Consider the following 13,520-nt stretch of genomic DNA (forward strand, 5'->3'; position numbering starts at 1 on the left):
GGGGCGGCGGGGCCGTTTCCGTCCCACCGTCGGTAGCGTGGGCACCATGCCCACGCTGCTGCACATCGACTCCTCGGCCGACCTCTCCCACTCCCGTTCGCGCGCGCTGACCGCCGCGTTCGCCGATGCCTGGCGCGCACGCGGACCGGAGTACACGGTGGTCCGCCGCGACCTGCACGTCGACCAGCTCCCCCACCTCGAGACCTCGGCGCTGCACTGGGCGGCAGCGGACCGCACCGCGGACGAGTCCGTCGCTCCCGAGGCCGAGGCACTACGCCAGGAGGTCATCGACGAACTCCTCGCCGCCGACGTCGTGGTCGTCGGGTCGCCGCTGTACAACTACACGGTGCCGTCGACGCTCAAGGCCTGGATCGACCGCATCCACATCCCCGGGGTCCTGGCGGGCGACGTGCAGCCCTTGGCCGGCCGTCCGGTCGTGACCGTGGTCAGCCGCGGTGCGACGTACGACGCCGGCACCCCGACCGAGGACTGGGACCACGGCTCGCCGGTCCTACACCTCATCCTCGGCACGGCGCTCGGCATGAAGCTCTACCCGATCACGGTCAGTGCGACCCTGGCCGACCGGCTGCCCGACCTCGCCCCGCTCGCCGAGCACGCGTCCGCCGAGCTCGCCGACGCGAAGACGACGATCGAGCGCCTGGCGTCGACCCTCGGCTGAGGTCAGGACGCGAGCGGTCAGGCGGGACGGATCTCGTCCGACCGGCCGAGCAGCTCGGCGTGGAACGCCGTCTGCGTCAGTGCGCTCGCGAGCAGGAACCCGGTCATCGACTCGATCCCGCCGCTGAACGGCACACGCGCGGCGACTTCGAACAGCGTGGGCCGGTCGAGCAGGTCGAGTGCTTCGGCGACGTGCCGCGACCGCTCCTCGCGGTGTCGAGCCAACGTCTGCGCGCGGGCGACGACGTCGGCGAACCGGTACTCGTGGCCCGGGCAGACCTCGAGCCCGGCGTACACGTCGAGTCGGCTGAGCGACGCCAGGTAGTCGCCGAGCGGGTTCGTGGCGGTCCGACCACCGAGGCCGATCCCCGAGTTGATCCGCGGCAGCACGTGGTCCCCGGTGAAGAGCAGCCCGTCCGGTTCGTCGACGAAGCACACGTGACCGGCGGTGTGCCCGGGCGTCCAGAGGGTCCGGATGGTGCGCCCAGGGATCGGCAGCTCGTCGCCGTCGGCCAGCAGCAGGTCGGCGTAGGGCGCCTCGCTCCAGCCGAGCCCGATCCGTCGCCCGCTCCCCCAGGCCGCGACGACGCCGTCGTGCAGCTCGGGCGGCAGGCCCCACGTGGCGATGTCGGCGTCGTTCCGCACCGCGTCGGTGCGCTCCCGCTCCAGCGCGTCGACCTCGAGCCCGTGCATCGCGACCCGCGCACCGGTCGCTCGACGCACCGCGGCGGCGGCACCGAGGTGGTCTGCGTGCAGGTGCGTCACGGCGACGAGGGACACGTCGTCGAGCGACCGGCCGATCGCCGACAGCGCGGCGCGGACCTCATCGAGCCCGTCGTCGGCCGACCACCCGGGGTCGATCAGCGCGAGGGACCCGTCCGACCCCTCCACCACGTAGACCAGGGTCGCGTCGGGCACCCCGAACCGGAACGGCACCGCGAAGGTCCAGATCCCCGGCCGGATCTGTTCGACGGGCGGCAGGACGCCGTCGCGGAGCGCGGCGGCCTGCACGGGGCTGATCGGTTCCGGAGCCGGCGCTGCCGACGGGGGCACGGTCGTCACCCGCACCACACTACTGACGCGATCCGACCTGCCCCGGGTGATCCGGGCCTCCCGGCCGCACTTCGTGAGCAGAAATGGTCGAGTCGTCGCGCCGGACCCGACCATTCCTGCTCACCAAGCGCACACCCCGCCCACGCAAGCCCCACCCGCGCCCGAGTAGACACGACGCATGGAGATCGCACCGATGCTGGCCAAGGCCGTCGCCGACGTCCCGGAACCCGACAGCGTGACCGGTGGCCTGCGGTACGAACCGAAGTGGGACGGCTTCCGCGGCATCGTGACGATCGACGGCGACGACGTCGAGATCGGCAGCCGCGGGGCGAAGCCGCTCACGCGCTACTTCCCCGAACTCGTCGAGGCCTTCCGCGCGCAGTTCGGCGGCCGTGACCACCCGGTGGTGCTCGACGGCGAGGTGATCCTTCGCTCGGGCGAGCCCGGAGCCGAGCGCCTCGACTGGGAGGCACTGTCGCAGCGCATCCACCCGGCGGCCTCGCGGATCGCGAAGCTCAGCGCCGAGACGCCCGCGCAGTTCGTCGCGTTCGACCTGCTCGCAGCGGACGGCGACGAGCTGGTCGACCTGCCGTTCGACGAACGACGTGACCGGCTGGAACAGCTCGCGAGCGGCATGTCCGACCCGCTGTTCGTCACGCGCACCACACTCGACGTCGACCAGGCACGCGAGTGGCTCACCACCTTCGAGGGCGCCGGACTCGACGGCGTCGTCGCCAAGCGCCGGGCCAAGCCGTACGAACCGGGCAAGCGGACCATGCTCAAGATCAAGCACCACCGGACGGCCGACGTCGTCGCGATCGGGTACCGCGTGCACAAGAGCGGCTCGGGCGTCGGGTCGCTGCTCGTCGGGCTGTACGGCGACGACGGTGAGCTCCGCCAGGTCGGCGGCGTCTCCGCCTTCTCCGACAAGCGCCGGCTCGCCCTGGTCGACGAGCTCGAGCCCGTCGTGCTCCGCGATGCGGACGGGAGGCCCGTCACCGGTGACGGGGAACGCTCGCGGTTCTCGTCGGGTCGCGACACGTCGTTCGTCCGGCTGGCGCCGGAAGTCGTGCTCGAGGTCCGGTACGACCAGATGGAGGGCGACCGGTTCCGGCACACGGTGCAGTTCGAACGGTGGCGTCCGGACCGCGACGCGGCGTCGTGCGGGTTCGACCAGCTCGAGGTGCCGTCGGCGTACGACCTGCGGGATGTCCTGTCCTGACGCGTGGTTGTCCGTTTTTCGTCGTCTTCCCCGTGATCGCAGGAAAGTAGTTAGTCGAACTAGCGAAACGCTGCCACGATGGTGATCAGCACCACGAGGCACCCATCCCGGGAGCCCCAGGACCGAAAGCGGATCGACATGAGCACCAGCACGCTTGTCCGCCACTCGCAGCGGAACCCCTTCACCGAGGTACGCGAGGCACGCCGCCAGCGCACCCTGCAGCTCAGTGCGGTCATCAGCGCCATCGCCGGCGTGACCGCCACCGCGCTCGCACTCGTCACGATCGGCCTGGGCTCGTGATCGTCGACGGCATCAGCGACGCGCACCGCGGCACCTGGTCGCGCCTGACCCGCCTGCACACGGCGAGCGTCGGGCTGCCGATGCAGACGTCGCGCGTCGACGACCCCGACCGCTCGACGGACACCCTGCCCTCCGTCTGACGGTCCCCGCTGACCCGACTCAGGGTTTCTTGGCTCGGGACGGTTGCACACGCGGCGGCTCGCCGGGCATCTTCGGGAAGTCCGGCGGGAACGGCAGTTCACCCTCGCCGTTCTCCAGGTCGCGCTCCCACCACGCCAGCAGCGGCGCGATGCTCGCTGGCTCGTCGTGCATCGCCTGCCACGGGTCGCCGATCGTCGCCAAGCGTTCGGGGACGGTCCGGATCGTGAAGGTCGTCGGGTCCGCGGTCGGCAGCTCGTCCCACGTGATCGGCGTCGACACCGAGGCGTGCGCGAGAGCCCGTGGACTGTAGGCACCGGCCATCGTCCGGTCACGGTTCGCCTGGTTGAAGTCGACGAAGACCCGCTGGCCTCGCTCCTCCTTCCACCACGCCGTCGTGACCAGGTCGGGCATCCGCCGTTCGAGTTCTCGGGCGGCGGCGATCACGGCGTGCCGGACGTCGAGGAACTCGTGCTCGGGTGCGATCGGGGCGAACACGTGCAGACCGCGGTTGCCGCTCGTCTTGATCCACGCCGTCAGACCCGCTTCGTCCAGGACCTTCCGGAGTTCCTGCGCCACGGGCACCGTATCCGAGAAGTCCGTGCCGGGCTGCGGGTCGAGGTCGATGCGGAGCTGGTCCGGGTGGTCGCTGTCCTCGGCGCGCGACGCCCACGGGTGGAAGACCACGGTGTTCATCTGCGCGGCCCACACCGCGACGGCCGGCTCGTCGATGACGAGCTGCGGGTGCTTCCGGCCGCTCGGGTACGTCACCGTGACCGACCGCACGTACACCGGGGCGCCCTTCGGCGGGTTCTTCGAGAAGAACTGCTCGCCGTCGACGCCGCCGGGGAACCGCTGCAGCGAGATGGGCCGGTCGCCGTTGGCCCGGACGAAGGCGTCGCCCACGGTCACCAGGTACTCGGCGAGGTCGGCCTTGGTGATCCCGGCCTCCGGCCAGAGCACGCGCGAGGGACTGCTGATCCGGACCTCGCGGTCCCCGTCGGGCCCGGGTACCCGCACCGTCGTCGCTTCGCTCGCCATGCAGCGGAAGGTACTCGGTGCACGATGGACGAGTGAGCGCGTACCTCGGAGTGGACCTGGCGTGGGGGCTCGGCACCGCGAGCCGTGCCCCGAACGAGACCGGACTGGTCGCGATGGAGTCCGACGGCACGATCACCGATGCCGGATGGGCCCGCGGGGTCGACGACGTCACGACCTGGGTCGCGGAACACCTCGGGCCGCGGTCGCTCATCGCCGTCGACGCCTCGCTCGTCGTGACGAACCCGACCGGCATCCGCGAGTCCGAACGGCAGGTCGGGCAGCGCTACGGCCGGTGGAAGGTGGCGGCGAACCCGACGAACCAGGCCTCCGCGGCGAGCGCCGGCGCCAGCCTGCTCGACCGGCTCACCGCACTGGGCGTCGAGTACGTGTCCGACACGGCATCCATGCACGCCAGGACCGGGCCGGCGATGTTCGAGTGCTACCCGTACACGACCCTGGTCGGCGTGGAGGAGCTCGGGTACGACGTCGAGCGGCCCCGGTACAAGCGCCTGGACCTCAGGGTGCCGGCAGCCGAGGCCCGGGCACGCCGCGCCGAGGCGTTCGACGAGCTCGTCCGGCGCCTGCGCGAGACCCCGCTCGACCCGCCGTTGCAGCTCGACTCGCATCCGCTGGCTGCGGGCCTCGCCGACCCGTCAGTGCTGCACGGTCCGACGCACAAGCACCGCGAGGACCTGCTCGACGGTGCCCTGTGTGCCTGGACGGCGGCGTTCTGGGAGCGGCACGGGGACGAACGCGTGCAGATCCTGGGAGGCGATGTGGGCCTCCCGTCCGACCCGGTGGACGAGGCGGGCCGCCGGCCGGTCGTGGTGGCGCCTGCGCGCCCGTCGCAGCGGAGGCCGCCGCAGATTGGTCAGTCGTGCTCGCGCTGAGCGTCTGAAGCGATCACCTTTGCGAGCAGGTCGCGCAGTGGACCGAGATCGCCCAGCATCGAGCGGCGGGCTGCAGAGTGGTTTTCGGACTTCGTCGCCTGCTGCCAGTCGAGCGTGACGTCGTGCTCAGCGGCGTACTGTCGCCAGAACTCTCGCTGCGTTCGACCGTTGCCCTCCATGAAGGGGTGGATGTAGTTGAGTGTCGCGAACTGCTCCGTGAGGAAGTCGAGCGGCCGCTTCAGCATCTCTCCCCCGCCAGCCAACTCGCCGTCGAGCTGGGCCATCCGCGGAGCGATGAGTTGGGGAGGCAGGAAAGGTTCGTCCGGGTTCTTCGCGATGCCGTCGAGACGGTACTCGCCAGCCCACTCGTAGACGTCCTGGAAGAGGTGGGCGTGGATTCGTCGAATCCGCTGCGATGGTCGAAGACCGCGGAGACCGCGGACCTCGCCGAGCAGCAAGTCGAGTTCGCGGTCTTGCACCTCAGGCACTTCGAGTGCCGCGAGTGCGGCTCTGCTCGTCGCTCCGAACTTGTTCCGCAGAACGAAGTTCTCGTCGTGGTAACCGCCGACCGGTCGACTCACCGGCGGTGTGCGAAGGCCCGGAGCTCCTCGCGGCTGATCTCACCCCGTGCGAAGCGGCTCATGTACTGAATCCACTCGGGGTTGTCCTCGAACCCTTCGAGTCGACCGGAGTGGATTACCGCCGCCACGGCGTGCGACCGCTTGGCGCGCTCGGCGCCACTGACGGTTCGAACGACTCGCTTGGCCATGAGACCGATTCTACGCGGTCGAGCCCTTGCGCTCCAGAGCCGGGTGGACGCACCGACGCGCGGCTAGGGTTGACCGGTGAGCACGACGAGCGAACCCCTGCACATCGGGCTGGTGTCGCTGCACACCTCCCCCGGAGACGAACCCGGCTCGGGCGAGGTCGGCGGCATGAACGTCGTCGTCCGGCACCAGGCCGAGGCGCTGGCCGATCGTGGCCACCACGTCGACATCATCACGCGGCGTTCGGCGCCGACGCAGCCGGACTCGGTGTCGCTCGTGCCGGGTGTGTGCCTGCGGTTCCTGTCGGCGGGTCCGGCGGAGCCGGTGCCGAAGGGTGAGCACGACGCGTTCATCGAGCCGTTCCGCCACGAGCTCGAGCAGCTCGGGCCGTTCGACGTCCTGCACTCGCACCACTGGTTCTCCGGTGCCGCTGCCCTGCCGGTCGCCCGTGAGCGTGGCATCCCGCACGTGCAGTCGTTCCACTCGATCGCCGCCGACCCCGAGACGCCGCTGTCCGAGGGTGAGCGGCCAGAGTCCGCCGGGCGCATCACGGGCGAGCAGCAGCTGGCGCGTGAGTCCGATGCGGTGGTCGTGGTGTCCGAAGCCGAGGCGTCGACCGTCCGGACGCGGCTCGGCGGTGCCGACGCGCGGATCTGGATCGTGCCGCCCGGGGTCGACGGGTCGGTCTTCCGTCCGGCCGCCGCCGGTGCGCGCCGGGCTGCCACCCCCTACGTCGTCGCGGCGGCTCGCGTGCAGCCGTTGAAGGGGCTCGACCTGGCCATCGAGGCGATCGCGGGCATCAGCCAGGAGGCCCGTCCCACCTTGGTCATCGCCGGAGACGCCTCGAGCGAGGCGGGTGACTACGTGGACGAACTGCGTCGGCTCGCCGCCGCGCGTGGCATCGCCGACCGCGTCACCTTCATCGGGCCGCAGTCGCGTGCCGACCTGGCGTTCCTGTTCCGTGGCGCGGCAGCCGTGCTGGTGCCGTCGCACTCCGAGACGTACGGCCTCGTGGCGTTGGAGGGCTCGGCGTCCGGGGTGCCGGTCGTGGCCGCGGCTGCCGGGGGCCTGCGTGAGGCCGTGGTCGACGGGGAGACGGGCGTCGTGCTCGAGTCGCGCGAACCGTCGGTGTGGGCTGCCGAGATCGAGCGGATCCTGACCGACTCCGGGTACGCCGCCGCGCTGTCCTCGGCCGGGCGGGAGCACGCGGAGCGTCTGAGCTGGGAACGATCGGCTTCGGGGCTCGAGGACGTGTACCGCCGGGTGCTCGGCCGCTCGTGAGCCGTTTCGACCCCTCGGGGTTCTGGGCGGCGCTCGACTCCGTGCCCACGGACGCGGACGCCGAGGCGGACGCCGAGGCACTGTACGACCTCGGTTCGGCCGAGGGGCGGCTGCGTCGGTCGAACCTGCAGCGGTACCTGGAGCAGTTCGGGCCGGAGGCGGACACCCTGCTCGTGGCCGAGGCACCCGGATGGCGCGGCATGACGAACACGGGCATCCCGTTCACGAGCATGCGCGAGCTCGGGACGGACCGGTTCGGCGACGACTACCTGGTGCCGCCGGAGCCGACCGCTCCGTGGGAGGCCTCATCGCGCGTGGTGCAGGCGGCACTGTCCGACTGGGCCGGGCCGCTCCCCGTGGCGTGGGCGATCTTCCCGCACCACCCGTTCGTCGCCCCGGACCGGTTGACGAACCGCACGCCCCGTCCGGCCGAGGTGCGGTCGGGAGCGCCCGTCGCCCTCGCGCTGCTCGAGGCACTCGGTGGAGTCGACCGGGTCCGGGTGGTCGCGGTGGGGCGGAAGGCCCAGGGTGCGCTCGCACTGGCCGGCATCGAGGCGATCGCCGTCCGGCACCCCGCGCAGGGCGGCGCGAAGCAGTTCACCGAGCAGCTGCGAGCGTTGGACCGCTCGCTGTAGTTCCCCGTGCCGGTCCCTCCGGTCAGGCTGAGCGGACCTCGACGCCCTTCGCGGCCAGGGCCTCGGCGACGTGGGCGGGCAGCGGCGCAGCTGCGTACACGGTGCGGAGGGCCGGCAGGTCGAGGATGTCGTCCCAGTTCTGCGGGTCGAAGCGGTCGTCGGAGCCCTCCCACCCGGGGTGCACGTCCTGGAGCACCTCGAGCTCGGTGTCGACGGTGATCTCCGTGACGAGCGACAGGTGCGACGGCAGGAGTTCCAGGTCGTCGTAGTACTCACGGGCCCGGTCGTCCTGGCCGTCGACGTCGAGGTCCTCGTCCGTCTCGTCGGCCGTCTCCGGGTCGTAGGGGTCGAGGACGTCGAGGTCGTAGCAGAGGACGTCGAGCACCAGCAGCTTCGCGTTGAAGTCGGCGAACTCGACGGGCTCTTCGGTGGTGTTCGACTCGTGGTCCATGGCCCGGAGAGTATCCGTCGCCGAGCGACCGTGTTGCGATCGCGAGAAACCTTCCTGTGGGACTAGACAGCAAGGCGTCTCGCGCGCAAGGGTGACGCATGGCCACCACCAAGACGGACCGACCACAGCAGGAGCAGCCCGAGCTCCGCAGGGTCATCGGTCCCAAGCTCCTGCTGCTGTTCATCGTCGGCGACATCCTGGGAACGGGTGTCTACGCGCTCACCGGTCAGGTCGCGGCAGAGGTCGGAGGAGCAGCGTGGCTCCCCTTCCTCATCGCCTTCGCGGTCGCCCTGCTGACGGCGTTCTCGTACCTCGAACTCGTCACGAAGTACCCGCAGACCGCGGGCGCTGCGCTCTACGTGCACAAGGCCTTCGGCGTCCACTTCATCACCTTCATCGTGACCTTCATCGTGATGTGTTCCGGCATCACCTCGGCGTCGACGGCGTCGCGGGCGTTCGCCGCCAACCTCGGTGTCGGGTTCGGCCTCGAGTTGCCGAACGCCGTCGTGATGCTCATCGCCATGGGCTTCATGCTCGCGGTGATGGCGATCAACTTCCGCGGTGTCAGTGAGAGCGTGAAGACGAACGTGGTCCTCACCCTGGTCGAGCTGTCCGGTCTCGTCATGGTGATCCTGATCGGCTTCTGGGCGATCGCGGGTGGCAACGCGGACTTCTCACGGGTGGTGATGTTCGAGACCCCGGAGGACAAGACCCTGCTCATGTCGATCTCCACGGCGACGTCGCTGGCGTTCTTCGCGATGGTCGGCTTCGAGGACTCGGTGAACATGGCCGAGGAGACCAAGGACCCCTCGCGCATCTTCCCGAAGGTGATGCTCACCGGCCTCGGCATCACGGCCGTGATCTACACGCTCGTGTCGATCTGCGCCGTCGCCGTCGTGCCGATCGGTGAGCTCGCCGGCAACGAGACCCCGCTCGTGACCGTCGTGCAGACCGCCGCCCCGGACTTCCCGATCGCCGACCTGCTGCCGTTCATCTCGATGTTCGCCGTGGCCAACACCGCCCTGATCAACATGATGATGGCGTCGCGACTGCTGTACGGCATGAGCAAGCAGGGCGTGCTGCCGGGCTTCCTGGCCCGCATCTCCCCCGCTCGTCGCACCCCGTCGAACGCGATCGTCTTCACCACCGCGATCTCCCTGCTGCTCATCGGCTGGGTCTCGCTCGACCCGGACTCCCCGATCGTGGTGGTCCTCGGTGGCACGACCTCGCTCCTGCTGCTCACCGTGTTCGCCGTCGTGAACCTGACGGTGCTCGTGCTCCGCCGCGACAAGGTCGACCACAAGCACTTCCGAGCCGGCGTGATCATCCCCGTCATCGGCATCATCACGTGTCTGTGGCTCGTGCTGCCGTTCTCGTCCGGCCGTGACCCGCAGCAGTACCAGATCGCCGGTGCGCTGCTGGCCCTGGGTGTGCTGCTGTGGATCCTGACCTGGTTCACGCACGGTCGCAAGCAGCCCGAGAAGGCCCCGACCGGCTTGGTCACGGAACCGACGAAGGTGCAGCACCCGCCGCACGACCACCGCGACGTCTGATGGACGCGACCGCCGTCATCTGGACGATCGTCATCGCCGCAATCGCGCTCGTCTCCCTGTCCGCCGGCGGATGGGGTCGGAACAGGTCGCGCCGACACCGACGCTGACGTCGGGACTGACGGTCCTGGTGCACGAACCCCGTGTTCGGCGCACCAGGACCGTCAGTGCGTCACAGCGACCCCCGATCGGGCGGGTGCGGTTCCCAGGCGGCGCCCGTACGCTCGTCGTGCTCCGCCTGCCCCGCCCCGTCCGTCGAGAGGTCCCGTCATGCGCCGTGTCGGCATCACGCTCGCGTCGGTGTTCGGCGCGGGCATCGTGGTCGTCGGGATCGGCGTCGTGGTGCTCGTCGTGATCGCGGTCAACTCGATCGCCGGCATCGCGAAGTCCAGCGCCGCCGACGCCACCCCCACGTGCCCGAAGGTCGCCTCGAAGACCGTCGGCGGCATGGTCGTCCCCGCCGGCCCCATCGCGGGCTTCTGCCAGGACCGCCTGGTGAACGCCGCGTCCGTGATCCAGGCCGCGAAGGCAGTCGGCATCGGGCCGCACACCCAGGCCGTCGGGGTCATGACGGCGATCGGCGAGTCGAGCCTGGTGAACCTGGACCACGGCGACGCCGCGGGACCGGACAGCCGCGGACTGTTCCAGCAGCGCGACAACGGCGCCTGGGGCACGTACGAGCAGCGGATGGACCCGTACACGGCGGCGTCGATGTTCTACGCGAAGCTCGTCAAGGTCCCCGGTTGGAAGACGATGACGCCGACGCAGATGGCGCACGCGGTGCAGATCAACTCGGACCCCGAGCACTACGCGAAGTCCTGGCCCGCGGCGAAGGCCGTCGTCGAGGGCCTGACGGGCGAGACCGTGCCGGACACCGCGCCACAGGGCTGACCGGGCACGAGACCGCCGGGCCCGCCGGTCACGCGACGTCCTGATCCTGGTCGTGCTCGTCGAGTTCGACCATCGCGGCCCCGCCGTCGTGGACGATGACCTGCGCGCGCAGCCGGATCGCGTGCTCGTCGAGGGCGCAGGCGCATGCATCGACCCACTCCCAGTCGACCGGGTGCACTCGGTCGACACCGGGCCGCTCCCACGCGAGGACGACGTCGACCGCACCGAGCTGCCCCACGATCTCGGAGATCAACGACGCGAAGTCGCTGACGTGCTCGTCCGGTTGGTAGGGCAGGTCCGCGATGGGCAGCAGGAACGGGATCGACATCCCGAGCTCGTCGAGGAACACCACCCAGCACTGCCGGCGCACCGGGCGGTCGACCAGGGCGGCGACGAGTTGGACGACGTCGTCGTCGGTACGGACAGGGGTTCGGATCAGGCGGTCGAGGGTGTCGGTGTCAGGCATGACTCCAGCGTCGCGAACCCGGCCCGCCCACCGACGGCAGCCGTGTGCATCTGTGGACAACCTCGCCGCCGCAGCCACCTGTGGAGGACGACCTTGAGGCCGCAGCCGTCCGACTTCGGCGATCCCGACGCCCCCGCGGTCGCTCGACGGCCCTCCAGTCCGAACCTGACCGGCTCGGAGAGGTTCCACGACGTGCCGCACGCTGATCCCCGAGGTTCCAGACCTCGACGAACAGGGCGCCGACATGCCGAGATTTCGGAACCTCGGGACGGCAGCACCCCTCAGATGCCGTGCGTCACCGAGCTCTCGATGAGCAGCAGCGCCGCGAAGAACACCGCGACGACGGCGGCCATACCGACGAGCACGACCGGCCATGCGAGCCGACGCCGCACCAGCCGCAGGATGCACACCACGATCGAGGCGACCAGCACCAGCGCGATCAGGATCGGCCCGACCGTCACGACCGAGTCCCCGAGCCCCACGTTGCAGGTGTTCCCCGGGGCAGCGCACGACACGAACGCCAACGACATGAGCTTGATGCCCCACCCCGCTGCCAACGCTTCGAGCGTCAGCACCACGAGCAGGGTGATGGAGGCGACCATGTCCGCGACGCGGCGGCGCCCTGCCAGGGGGTGGCGGGCCTCCCGTCCGAACCGTGCCGGAGCCGACCCGAGCGGATCGAGACGCGCCCCCGGAACCGACTCCGGACCCGAGCCGGGCACCGACTCCGGCCCGGACCCGGGAGCCGAACCGGCGTCAGCCGGACCGGACGACCGGGCGGGCGCGTCCATCAGGACCGCCGGCCGCGCGTGGACCAGAGGGCCGCGGCGATGAGCAGCGGCTGCCCGAAGAGGCGCGCGACGCGCTTCTCGTCGGTGTCCAGGCCGAACGCGTCGCGGCGGTTGACCCACTGCGACAAGTTGCCCGGGAAGATCACCGTGAAGAACAGCGCAGCGACGGAGCCGACGAAGCGCCGGGCCGGCTTCGGCGCGAGCACGAGCGCCGAACCGAGGGTGATCTCGGCAACACCCGAGGCCAGCACGGTGGCGTCCTCGGAGAGCGGCACGAACTCCGGAACCTGGGCCGTGAACTCCTTGCGCGCGAAGGTGAGGTGACTCGTGCCGGCGAACACGAGCGCCAGGCCGAGCAGGACGCGGAGGAAGGAACGCATGCCTCCATCGTGCCTGCTCCCGGGCGACGGTGCTCGCACGTGTACGGAACCCGACCGGCTCGGTACATTCAGACGTATGGGAGCACCCTCTCGGGACCACGAACCGCCAGCAGCCCCAGCGACCTTCGCCGTGCTGCTCGGCCCGGTCGCGTTCTACCTCGGCATCATCGTGCCGGCGCAGGGCACGGTCCGGCACGTCCTGCTCGGTGCTGCGTTCGGCATCGTCTGCGTGCTGAGCGGCTGGCGCGCGATCGTCATTGCCGGTCGCCGTCGCCGGGCGGTGCAGGTCTGGGCGTGGATCGGCATCGTGATCGGCGCGGCCGGGCTGGCCATGATCGTCTGGCAGCTGCTCGTCATCGTGACCGCCGGGGCGTTCCCGCCGCCGTTCTGGTCGCCCTACGCGAACCGCTGACGCGGGTCACCAGCCGAGTGTGCCCGGCGCGCCCTTGAACGGGCCGACGACGTCCGACGTGATCCAGCCGCCGTAGAAGTCGCCGTCCTGCGACTGCACGACCTCGCCGCCGACCTCGCACGAGTCCATCGCCGACGGGTAGATCGCGACGCGGTCCCGGAGCGACTCGTACCCCGGCTCGGGCGTCGGGTAGTTCCACGCGGCGCGGCTCGCGACGGTGCCGTCCCCACCGACCACGTCGAAGTACCGCGCCCGGCCCTTGAACTCGCACATGCTCGACCCCTGGGCGGGGCGGAGGTCGAGGTCGGCCATCGGCAGGTAGTACACCGGCGGGTGCGAGGTCTCGAGGACCCGCACGGCGTCGGTGGTGTCGGCCACGACGGTGCCGCCGAACCGGACGACGACGCGGGCGGTGACGGGCTCGACGGCGGGCGGGCGGGGGTAGTCCCAGACCGATTCCTGTCCGGGGCCGGGTTCGATCCGTGTGGGATGGCGCATGGGATCGTGTCTACGCCGAACGGCTGCGGTCCGGCTGGCGGGCGGGGTGCACTGCGCCGCCGCAGGGTGCACGATG

18 protein-coding genes and 1 pseudogene are annotated in these 13,520 nt (G+C 70.7%); 10 read left to right on the forward strand and 9 right to left on the reverse strand.

What is annotated here, in order from left to right; translation table 11 throughout:
* Window positions 1–46 precede the first annotated feature (46 nt).
* Window positions 47–679, forward strand: coding sequence for an NAD(P)H-dependent oxidoreductase (locus tag EDF47_RS17225; protein ID WP_131846290.1), 633 nt, complete (start codon window positions 47–49; stop codon window positions 677–679).
* Between the two features lie 17 nt (window positions 680–696).
* Here the strand turns inward: EDF47_RS17225 and EDF47_RS17230 are convergent, their stop codons facing one another.
* Window positions 697–1,740, reverse strand: coding sequence for an MBL fold metallo-hydrolase (locus tag EDF47_RS17230; RefSeq protein WP_165901404.1), 1,044 nt, complete (start codon window positions 1,738–1,740; stop codon window positions 697–699).
* Between the two features lie 169 nt (window positions 1,741–1,909).
* On the opposite strand from EDF47_RS17230, the gene EDF47_RS17235 reads away from it, so the two are divergent.
* The 3 genes from EDF47_RS17235 (at window position 1,910) to EDF47_RS19970 (ending at window position 3,393) form a co-directional block, all read left to right on the forward strand.
* The gene (locus tag EDF47_RS17235) at window positions 1,910–2,953 is read left to right on the forward strand and encodes an ATP-dependent DNA ligase (protein ID WP_131846292.1); all 1,044 of its coding nucleotides are present in this window, start codon (window positions 1,910–1,912) and stop codon (window positions 2,951–2,953) included.
* 138 nt (window positions 2,954–3,091) lie between these two features.
* Entirely contained in the window at window positions 3,092–3,253 is a 162-nt protein-coding gene (locus tag EDF47_RS19965) for a hypothetical protein (RefSeq protein WP_159573681.1), read from the forward strand.
* Entirely contained in the window at window positions 3,250–3,393 is a 144-nt protein-coding gene (locus EDF47_RS19970) for a hypothetical protein (protein WP_165901405.1), read from the forward strand. Before EDF47_RS19965 ends, EDF47_RS19970 begins: the two co-directional genes overlap by 4 nt.
* Window positions 3,394–3,412: 19 nt before the next feature.
* Here the strand turns inward: EDF47_RS19970 and ligD are convergent, their stop codons facing one another.
* Window positions 3,413–4,432 (reverse strand): non-homologous end-joining DNA ligase, encoded by a 1,020-nt coding sequence (ligD, locus tag EDF47_RS17240; RefSeq protein ID WP_131846293.1) that lies wholly within the window; start codon window positions 4,430–4,432, stop codon window positions 3,413–3,415.
* A gap of 32 nt (window positions 4,433–4,464) precedes the next feature.
* Here ligD and EDF47_RS17245 point away from each other — a divergent pair, with 32 nt between their 5' ends.
* A complete protein-coding gene (locus EDF47_RS17245) occupies window positions 4,465–5,322 on the forward strand; it encodes a DUF429 domain-containing protein (RefSeq protein WP_131846294.1) in 858 nt (285 codons plus the stop codon).
* Here the strand turns inward: EDF47_RS17245 and EDF47_RS17250 are convergent.
* Together EDF47_RS17250 and EDF47_RS17255 are read right to left on the reverse strand one after the other, a co-directional pair.
* Complete coding sequence (locus EDF47_RS17250) at window positions 5,304–5,903, reverse strand: Fic family protein (RefSeq protein ID WP_131846295.1); 600 nt, start codon at window positions 5,901–5,903, stop codon at window positions 5,304–5,306. The two genes, EDF47_RS17245 and EDF47_RS17250, sit on opposite strands and share 19 nt — an antisense overlap.
* Window positions 5,900–6,091: an antitoxin VbhA family protein gene (locus tag EDF47_RS17255; protein ID WP_131846296.1), complete on the reverse strand. Its 192-nt coding sequence runs from the start codon at window positions 6,089–6,091 to the stop codon at window positions 5,900–5,902. The genes EDF47_RS17250 and EDF47_RS17255 overlap by 4 nt, the downstream gene beginning before the upstream one ends.
* A gap of 76 nt (window positions 6,092–6,167) precedes the next feature.
* Between EDF47_RS17255 and EDF47_RS17260 the strand changes: the two genes are divergently transcribed.
* Both EDF47_RS17260 and EDF47_RS17265 read left to right on the forward strand, forming a co-directional pair.
* Window positions 6,168–7,370 carry a glycosyltransferase gene (locus tag EDF47_RS17260; RefSeq protein ID WP_133938768.1) on the forward strand — a complete coding sequence of 401 codons (1,203 nt, stop codon included), beginning with the start codon at window positions 6,168–6,170 and terminating at the stop codon, window positions 7,368–7,370.
* The gene (locus EDF47_RS17265) at window positions 7,367–8,005 is read left to right on the forward strand and encodes a uracil-DNA glycosylase (RefSeq protein ID WP_243834078.1); all 639 of its coding nucleotides are present in this window, start codon (window positions 7,367–7,369) and stop codon (window positions 8,003–8,005) included. Before EDF47_RS17260 ends, EDF47_RS17265 begins: the two co-directional genes overlap by 4 nt.
* 22 nt (window positions 8,006–8,027) lie before the next feature.
* Here the strand turns inward: EDF47_RS17265 and EDF47_RS17270 are convergent, their stop codons facing one another.
* Window positions 8,028–8,456 (reverse strand): hypothetical protein, encoded by a 429-nt coding sequence (locus EDF47_RS17270; RefSeq protein ID WP_133938770.1) that lies wholly within the window; start codon window positions 8,454–8,456, stop codon window positions 8,028–8,030.
* A gap of 98 nt (window positions 8,457–8,554) precedes the next feature.
* Here EDF47_RS17270 and EDF47_RS17275 point away from each other — a divergent pair, with 98 nt between their 5' ends.
* Together EDF47_RS17275 and EDF47_RS17280 are read left to right on the forward strand one after the other, a co-directional pair.
* Window positions 8,555–10,009 (forward strand): APC family permease, encoded by a 1,455-nt coding sequence (locus EDF47_RS17275; RefSeq protein ID WP_123292412.1) that lies wholly within the window; start codon window positions 8,555–8,557, stop codon window positions 10,007–10,009.
* 267 nt (window positions 10,010–10,276) lie between these two features.
* A complete protein-coding gene (locus EDF47_RS17280) occupies window positions 10,277–10,897 on the forward strand; it encodes a hypothetical protein (RefSeq protein WP_123340324.1) in 621 nt (206 codons plus the stop codon).
* Window positions 10,898–10,925: 28 nt separating this feature from the next.
* Here the strand turns inward: EDF47_RS17280 and EDF47_RS17285 are convergent, their stop codons facing one another.
* The 3 genes and pseudogenes from EDF47_RS17285 to EDF47_RS17295 all read right to left on the reverse strand — a co-directional run bounded on the left by EDF47_RS17285 (window position 10,926) and on the right by EDF47_RS17295 (window position 12,534).
* Complete coding sequence (locus EDF47_RS17285) at window positions 10,926–11,363, reverse strand: hypothetical protein (protein ID WP_123292410.1); 438 nt, start codon at window positions 11,361–11,363, stop codon at window positions 10,926–10,928.
* Between the two features lie 281 nt (window positions 11,364–11,644).
* A pseudogene (locus EDF47_RS20245) lies at window positions 11,645–12,187 on the reverse strand (DUF6264 family protein); the annotation flags it as partial.
* Window positions 12,154–12,534 (reverse strand): hypothetical protein, encoded by a 381-nt coding sequence (locus EDF47_RS17295; RefSeq protein ID WP_123292408.1) that lies wholly within the window; start codon window positions 12,532–12,534, stop codon window positions 12,154–12,156. The pseudogene EDF47_RS20245 and the gene EDF47_RS17295, both read right to left, overlap by 34 nt.
* 76 nt (window positions 12,535–12,610) lie before the next feature.
* On the opposite strand from EDF47_RS17295, the gene EDF47_RS17300 reads away from it, so the two are divergent.
* Window positions 12,611–12,946 carry a hypothetical protein gene (locus EDF47_RS17300; RefSeq protein ID WP_133938772.1) on the forward strand — a complete coding sequence of 112 codons (336 nt, stop codon included), beginning with the start codon at window positions 12,611–12,613 and terminating at the stop codon, window positions 12,944–12,946.
* 6 nt (window positions 12,947–12,952) lie between these two features.
* On the opposite strand, the gene EDF47_RS17305 is transcribed toward EDF47_RS17300, so the two are convergent.
* The gene (locus tag EDF47_RS17305; protein WP_123292406.1) at window positions 12,953–13,444 is read right to left on the reverse strand and encodes a DUF427 domain-containing protein; all 492 of its coding nucleotides are present in this window, start codon (window positions 13,442–13,444) and stop codon (window positions 12,953–12,955) included.
* Between the last annotated feature and the right edge of the window lie 76 nt (window positions 13,445–13,520).

The sequence above is a fragment of the Curtobacterium sp. PhB190 genome, from assembly GCF_004365385.1.
GTDB lineage: Bacteria > Actinomycetota > Actinomycetes > Actinomycetales > Microbacteriaceae > Curtobacterium.